The organism is Rhodococcus sp. (in: high G+C Gram-positive bacteria) (assembly GCF_049286785.1).
GTDB lineage: Bacteria > Actinomycetota > Actinomycetes > Mycobacteriales > Mycobacteriaceae > Rhodococcus_F.
In genome coordinates this window covers 1-6,846 of sequence record NZ_JBAQEO010000109.1, presented here as the reverse complement: position 1 = coordinate 6,846, position 6,846 = coordinate 1, and the positions used below count along the sequence as shown (strand labels likewise).

The 6,846-nt window shown below is 66.5% G+C and carries 9 protein-coding genes; 4 read left to right on the top strand and 5 right to left on the bottom strand.

The features are described 5' to 3' along the window. The coding region (locus WAW17_RS04365; RefSeq protein ID WP_422331786.1) for a lipase maturation factor family protein at positions 1-311 on the top strand (311 nt) is incomplete at its 5' end. 1 nt (position 312) lies between these two features. On the opposite strand, the gene WAW17_RS04360 is transcribed toward WAW17_RS04365, so the two are convergent. The 5 genes from WAW17_RS04360 to WAW17_RS04340 form a co-directional block, all read right to left on the bottom strand. Beyond that, a complete protein-coding gene (locus tag WAW17_RS04360) occupies positions 313-1,107 on the bottom strand; it encodes an ESX secretion-associated protein EspG (RefSeq protein ID WP_422331785.1) in 795 nt (264 codons plus the stop codon). Beyond that, positions 1,104-2,294 (bottom strand): PPE domain-containing protein, encoded by a 1,191-nt coding sequence (locus tag WAW17_RS04355; RefSeq protein WP_422331784.1) that lies wholly within the window; start codon positions 2,292-2,294, stop codon positions 1,104-1,106. Before WAW17_RS04355 ends, WAW17_RS04360 begins: the two co-directional genes overlap by 4 nt. Before the next feature lie 67 nt (positions 2,295-2,361). Continuing rightward, positions 2,362-2,667, bottom strand: coding sequence for a PE family protein (locus tag WAW17_RS04350; RefSeq protein ID WP_422331783.1), 306 nt, complete (start codon positions 2,665-2,667; stop codon positions 2,362-2,364). Positions 2,668-2,832: 165 nt separating this feature from the next. After that, complete coding sequence (locus WAW17_RS04345; protein ID WP_422331782.1) at positions 2,833-3,183, bottom strand: metallopeptidase family protein; 351 nt, start codon at positions 3,181-3,183, stop codon at positions 2,833-2,835. 1 nt (position 3,184) lies between these two features. After that, the gene (locus WAW17_RS04340; RefSeq protein ID WP_422331781.1) at positions 3,185-4,273 is read right to left on the bottom strand and encodes a septum formation family protein; all 1,089 of its coding nucleotides are present in this window, start codon (positions 4,271-4,273) and stop codon (positions 3,185-3,187) included. Positions 4,274-4,355: 82 nt separating this feature from the next. Here WAW17_RS04340 and WAW17_RS04335 point away from each other — a divergent pair, with 82 nt between their 5' ends. The 3 genes from WAW17_RS04335 to bfr all read left to right on the top strand — a co-directional run bounded on the left by WAW17_RS04335 (position 4,356) and on the right by bfr (position 6,738). Continuing rightward, complete coding sequence (locus tag WAW17_RS04335) at positions 4,356-4,775, top strand: ankyrin repeat domain-containing protein (RefSeq protein WP_422331780.1); 420 nt, start codon at positions 4,356-4,358, stop codon at positions 4,773-4,775. 48 nt (positions 4,776-4,823) lie between these two features. After that, entirely contained in the window at positions 4,824-6,080 is a 1,257-nt protein-coding gene (gene serS / locus WAW17_RS04330) for a serine--tRNA ligase (protein WP_422331779.1), read from the top strand. Between the two features lie 172 nt (positions 6,081-6,252). Then, complete coding sequence (bfr, locus tag WAW17_RS04325; protein WP_422331778.1) at positions 6,253-6,738, top strand: bacterioferritin; 486 nt, start codon at positions 6,253-6,255, stop codon at positions 6,736-6,738. Positions 6,739-6,846: the final 108 nt, after the last annotated feature.

Genomic DNA, 6,846 nt, shown 5'->3' with positions numbered 1-6,846 from the left:
GGAAGGAGTACGGATTCAAGGGAAAGCCCGGGGACGTCACTCGACGGCCACGACAATTCGCGCCGTATCACCTGCGGCTCGATTGGCTGATGTGGTTCGTGGCGATCTCGCCCGGTTATGCCGTCTCGTGGTTCGATGGATTCGTCGAGCGGTTGCTCCGCAACGACCGGGATACGCTGAAGTTGTTGCAGTACAACCCATTTCCGGATGTCCCGCCGAAGCATGTGCGTGCACGTCTGTACCGGTACGAATTCACCACTCGCCGCGAACGCCGGCAGACGGGCGCGTGGTGGAAGCGGCAGCCGGTGTGATTCAGTGGAGTCGGTCGACCAGCGATTCGAGCGCCTGGCGGAGACGCACAGGACTGCCGGGGCTGAGCGAGGACCATGCGACCCCGTGTCCGGAGATGCTGGAGGTGCCCACGATACGGCCTGCCGAGGTGTCGAAGACGGTGACGGGGCCGCCCACCGGATCGGAGCGGCCGTCGCCGTAGGCGATTCCGACGATCTCGGCGTAGGTGTTGCACGTAGCCATCGCATTGCCCACGGTGGCGGCATCGGTGGCCGAAGTGCCGAGCGCGGCCAGCCGCACTGCGAGCGACCTACCGTCCCCCCGGTGATCGAACGCCTCGCCGAGCGCGGCCGTGGGGGCATTGATGGTCCCGAAGTCCAACGGATCTGCGGCTCCGAGAGCGGAGATGACGGGCGCCACCATGCCGATCCCGGCGTCCTGGACCACGTAGGTATCGCCGGCGCGCAGGGTCAGCACCGACAGGGTGTCGCCCTGGGAAACGCACAGTCTCGAGATGCTGCCGTCGACGTACCAGCGGAGCGCGATCTCCCGGTGCGGTCGAGCGAGGATCTGGAGCCGCGCAGCGAGTTCGGGATGCACCCCGCCGCCCGCCAGAAGTTCCCGGGCGGCAAGAGCGTGCTCGGCGCCGCGGAAGGCGTCGTCCCTGGCGTCGTACGTGTCGTACCGGGGAGTGGCGTCGAGAACCACCGGCAGCACATCGAGCGCGAGCCTCTCGACGAGATAATCCATCTCGTCGAGGCTCAGAGTCACCGCCGCCAGAGTGGGAACCCCCGGCTGGGTGCCCAGATCGATCAACGTCCGGACCCCTGCTGGTCCGGGTTGCCACCGATCACCGACGGGATGACAGTGCGCCCGTCGGAGAAATGCTCGAAATTCTTGAGGTAATCGGGAGTTTCCCGCTCGTCGTCCTGAGAGGTGGCGCCGCGCCCGCCCATCACGGGGCCGGTGCCGGTAGCTCCGCGTGCGGCGGTGGGATTCATCTCGGCGCGAACGTCGCCGATGACCCCGCCGGTTGCCGGCCCGGGCGCTGCAGGTCGACCACCCTGCCCCGGTGCGTCCGCCTTGCCCCAGCCGTCGGGAAGCAGTGCGCCACTGGCGGATCCACCGGCGAGGGAACCGACGGAGGTCCGGGCCGCGGCCGCACTGGTAGACGCCGCGCCGCCACCGCCTACGGACCCGCCCGACATCATCTGAGTGCCCGCCATCATGGGTGTGGTTCCGGTGCCGGTAACCGCGGACAGGGCCGCACCACCGATGTTGGATGCCGCGGAGGTGGCGGTGGAGACCGTGGTGCCCGCGATGCTGCCGGCCTGTGACGCCGCCGTCGTGACAGCAGGGTTCTGACCGGCCGCCATCAACGCGGCCGCCGCCGCTCGGGTGGGATCGATTTCGCCGTCCTGGCCGAGGACGTCGTCGAAACCGTCGGCCTCCTGCGAATCGGCCTTGGTGACGATGCGCGGCGGCTGCTTGTAGGTTCGCTTCAGCGCGAGAATGTTCGACGCCGCCTCGTAGCCTTCCATCACCAGTCCGGCACGGATGTCCATGGCACGGTCGGCGGCCTCGGCGGCCGCCGCGGTCCCGTTGAGAGCACCACCCGCCGAGTAGGCGGCGGCCTTGGCGGTCTTGACTGCGACGATCTCGGGGATGCTCGGCATGATGAGCGCGGCTGTGGTGTAGGCGCCCGCTTGGAGGCCTGCCTTCGCGGCGGTATCGGCGGCCAGTTCGGCACACTCGGCCGTCCACACGGCGAACGGTGCGATCTTGACGAGAGCCGCCGCGGCGGAAACACCCTGCCAGCCCGCGGCGAGTTCGGCCATCACCCGCACGAGTGTCAGATTCGCGTCGACGAAGCTGCCTGCCAGCGCCGTCCACGCCCCGCCCGCCACGCTGAGCGGCACCGGGCCCGCTCCCGCGACGAGGGTGGTGGAGTTGACGGTGGCGCCGCGAGGCATCCAGATCACACCTGTGAGTCCCATGGTCATGTGTTGTTCCCCCCGTGATTTCGAAGCGCTGTGATTTTCGAGTTTCTGTGGTTCCCGAGTGTTCCGCTTACATGCCTGCCGCGAACGACGCGCCGAGCGCGAAGTCTTCGGCGGCGTAGAGGGCGGCCTGCGTGCGGAGAGTGGCGGCGGTCTCGCGCATCTCGAGAATGCCCTGGGCGACAGCGGGAGTGAATGTGTTGGCGACGGTGTTGAAGTAGCCGGCGGCGTGCAGGGACACCTCTTCACTGCCCGACGGGAGCACCCGGATGGCCGCGGAATTGAGGGCCACGGACGCCTCGAGACGGGCCGCGAGCGCGTCGAGTTCCACGGCGGCGGCGATCAGAGCTTCAGGTGCGACGTGCAAAGTGGGCATTGCATCGAACTCCCTCTTGACCTTGGCGGGCGCGGAAGGCTGTTGCCCCCCGGCGAACGAACTGCATGGTGCGACGATCCCCGCATGTGTGGACCGCTACATGCTTGGACGCCGCCACGCGCTCTTCGGTTCCCCCCGATCTCGGAAAGTTTCCGAGACAACCGTTCATCCCCAGCCGAGCTCGTGCAAGCGATCTTCTTCTATCCCGAAGTAGTGCGCAACCTCGTGTATCACGGTGACAGCTACCTCGTGCACCACGTCCTCCTCCGAACCGCACATGTCGAGGAGGGCCTCGCGATAGACGGTAATGGTATCGGGCAGGGATCCGCCGTAATGACTGTCCCTCTCCGTCAAGGCGACCCCGTGGTAGAGGCCGAGGAGATGCGGGTCTTCCTCGTTGCGATCGTCGACGAGGACGACGACGTTGTCGATGGCGGCCGCGAGCGGGCCCGGTATGAGATCGAGTGCGTCGCCCACCAATTCCTCGAACCGTTCGGGCGTCATTGCCACGGCCACATCAGGCTCCGGGAACGGCAGCGGCGCCGGGAAGCGGGGTCGGCAACGACCTTCCCTCGGGGACGGGGGGCGGCGGTACCGGCGCAACGCCGTCGATCAAGATGTCGCCCTTGGCGCCACCGGTGATGGTCGCGAATCCGCCGGAATCGGTTTCCTTGCCCACGGAGCAATTGACCCGCCTGCTGCCGGCGAGCCAGCTGTCGAGTTCGAGGTTGTCCCAGAACAACGTCAGTGTCTTGTTTCGCAGGGCGTCGGCGGAACCGAGGTATTCGTTGGACGCTTGAGTGCACACCCCCTCGAGGTACTTGTCCTGGTCTTCCACGGACGGCATCGAGTCGGGAAACCGGGTAGCGAGGTCGACCACCGAGATCACCTCGAACGCGTGCGGCTGCGCGCAGTCGACGGGATCCGTCGGCACGTTCTGGCTGATGCCGATGCAGGTGCTTGCGTCCCAGACGTTGGACTGGTCGTGGTCGGCCACGCGGCCGGTGAACGGCAGCAGCGTGCCCGCCGTGCTGGAGAGTTGCAGGCCGCAACGTAGCGTACGTTCGCCCGAGTCCCAACCCGTCTCGCTGGGGAACATGAGACCCACGCTGAACTTGCCGTACGGATCGAACCGGGCACCCAGGTAGCTGTTGACCGCGGCTACGCAGTGCTCGTCCCGCAGCGCTGCGAATCGGAGGGCACCCGGGTAACGCGAGCCCGGCCCGAACTCGGCACCCGGGTACACACCCAAATCCAGCGGTGCCGCCACCTCGAACCGGTGTTCTTCCGAACAGTCGACCTCCGCGACGTCCTTGCGGTCTTCTTTCGGATCCGTCGACGGTGTCCAGTCGAGGCAGTCACCTGCTGCGGCCGAAGCGAACGCGCCGCCCTCCGTCGAATGGCTCGTGGCCTGCGGCCCTGCGCTGTCCGAATGCGGGGGCAGGTTCTCGCTCCGGTTGAAGCCCCCGGCAATGGCGAAGGTGGCGACGGCCGCGACCACGGCGCCTGCCGCGACGGCCGCGAGGGTGCGGCGCGTCGTGGACGCGGACATGGTGCGGGGCGCATTCTCCGGTTGCCCGCCGTTCTTCGGCTGCTCTGCTGACATCGGTTTCCATAATGCCTGTTCCTTCGGCACATGCAGTACAAGTCCGGCGATCGTTTCGCACCGGGGGGTAACTTCGATCACCATGAGCGACGAAACAGGGCCCCACGCGGGGCCTGTGGATGCCGAACTCCAGGAACTCGCCGGGCGGGTATTCGACGCGGCACGGGGTGGCGACGCAGTGGTCCTGGCCACGTACATCGACGCGGGGGTTCCGGTGAACCTGACCAACCAGAACGGGGACACGCTGGTGATGCTGGCCGCCTACCACGGTCATGCCGAAGCCGTGCAGGCGCTGATCGATCGCGGTGCCGACGTCAACCGACTCAACGACAAGGGTCAGTCGCCGCTGGCAGGCGCGCTGTTCAAGGGTGAAGACGACGTCGTGCGGACCCTGGTCGCCGGCGGCGCGGACCCGGGTGCAGGGCATCCGACGGCACTCGACGCGGCCCGCATGTTCGGCCGCGAGGACCTCCTGCAGCTGCTCGAGCAGAAACCGGAATGAGCCGCGCCCCGAAGGCGCGCCCGGCGGCGACCGGTAGGGTTTGACACCGTGATTGACCTGAAGTTCCTCCGCGAGAACCCCGACGCCGTCCGCGAGTCGCAGCGCATCCGTGGTGAAGACCCGTCCCTGGTCGACGCGTTGCTCGAAGCCGATGCTGCTCGCAGGGCCGCGGTCCTCGCGGGCGACAACCTGCGTGCCGAGCAGAAGGCGTTCGGCAAGAAGGTGGGACAGGCCTCCCCCGAGGAACGCCCCGCCCTGCTCGAGGGCTCCAAGGAACTTGCAGCCAAGGTCAGGCTGGCCGAGGTCGAGCAGCACGAAGCGCAGGCCGCGCTCGACGCCGCGCATCATGCGATCTCGAACATCGTCCAGGAGGGCGCCCCGGCGGGCGGTGAGGACGACTTCGTCACCCTCGAGACCGTCGGCGAACTGCCCACCTTCGACTTCGAGCCCAGAGACCACCTCGACCTCGGCGAATCACTGTCGTTGATCGATATGGAACGCGGCGCGAAGGTGTCCGGCGCTCGCTTCTACTTCCTCACGGGTTACGGTGCGATGCTCCAGCTGGGACTGCTGCAGCTTGCGGCACAGAGGGCCGTCGCCAACGGATTCACGATGATGATTCCGCCGGTGCTGGTGCGCCCCGAGATCATGGCGGGCACCGGATTCCTGGGCTCGCACTCGGACGAGATCTACCACCTCGAGGACGACGATCTGTACCTCGTCGGCACCTCGGAGGTTCCCCTGGCCGGTTACCACTCGGGCGAGATCCTCGATCTCTCCGGCGGCCCCAAGCGGTACGCCGGGTGGTCGTCGTGCTTCCGCCGCGAAGCGGGCAGCTACGGCAAGGACACCCGCGGCATCATCCGGGTGCACCAGTTCGACAAGGTCGAGATGTTCACCTACTGCCGGCCCGAGGACGCCGACGCCGAGCACCAGCGACTGCTCGGATGGGAGCGGGACATGCTCGCCGCCATCGATGTCCCGTATCGGGTGATCGACGTTGCGGGCGGTGACCTCGGTTCGTCCGCCGCGCGCAAGTTCGATTGCGAGGCCTGGGTCCCCACCCAGAACGCGTACCGCGAACTGACGTCGACGTCCAACTGCACCACGTTCCAGGCCCGCCGCCTGGGCGTCCGGTACCGCGACGAGAACGGCAAGCCGCAGACTGCCGCCACCCTCAACGGCACTCTCGCCACCACCCGCTGGATCGTCGCGATCCTCGAGAACCATCAGCAGGCCGACGGTTCCGTGCGTGTGCCCGAGGCGTTGGTTCCCTTCGTGGGCACGGACGTCCTCGCGCCGTAGTCCCTGCCCCGATTCCCCGCGGTGAGCGCGAAATGATGTAACCCTTACCTCCTCTGTTCTCCGCGAAGGGATTTGGTAGTCGAATAGGCGTCGGCAATTGAATAATCGATCCGCTGCGCGCAGTGGTCGGTGCTGTTACGGTCGTATTTACTCATGCGACCGGAGGTTTGTGATGCGCGGCGACGACGAAGTGATTGCATTGCTCAACGAACAGCTCACCAGTGAGCTGACGGCGATCAATCAGTACTTCCTGCACTCCAAGATGCAGGCCAGCTGGGGCTTCACCAAACTCGCGGAAAAGACCCGCGCGGAGTCCTTCGAAGAAATGGTGCATGCGGAGACCCTCACCGATCGCATCCTCTTCCTCGAGGCTCTACCCAACTACCAGAAGCTGCTTCCGCTTCGCATCGGCCAGGACATCCGGGAACAGTTCCACTCCGATCTCGCCGTCGAGCGGGAGGTGGTCGAGCGACTGAGGCCCGGTATCCGGATGTGTCGGGACAAGGGCGATATCACGTCGGCCAACATCCTCGAGGACATCTTGAAAGCCGAAGAGGAGCACATCGACTACCTCGAGACCCAGCTCGACCTTCTCGACAAGATGGGCGACCAGCTGTACATGGCGCAACTGGTCGATCAGCCACCGACTGTCGGCTGACCGGCACGCAGCTGCATGTCGGATCGCGGACCGTGACACTCGGACTGCCACCCTCCCCGTGTCGTCGTCCAATGTCACATCGGTTCAATCAGACTGCACCGGTGTGAC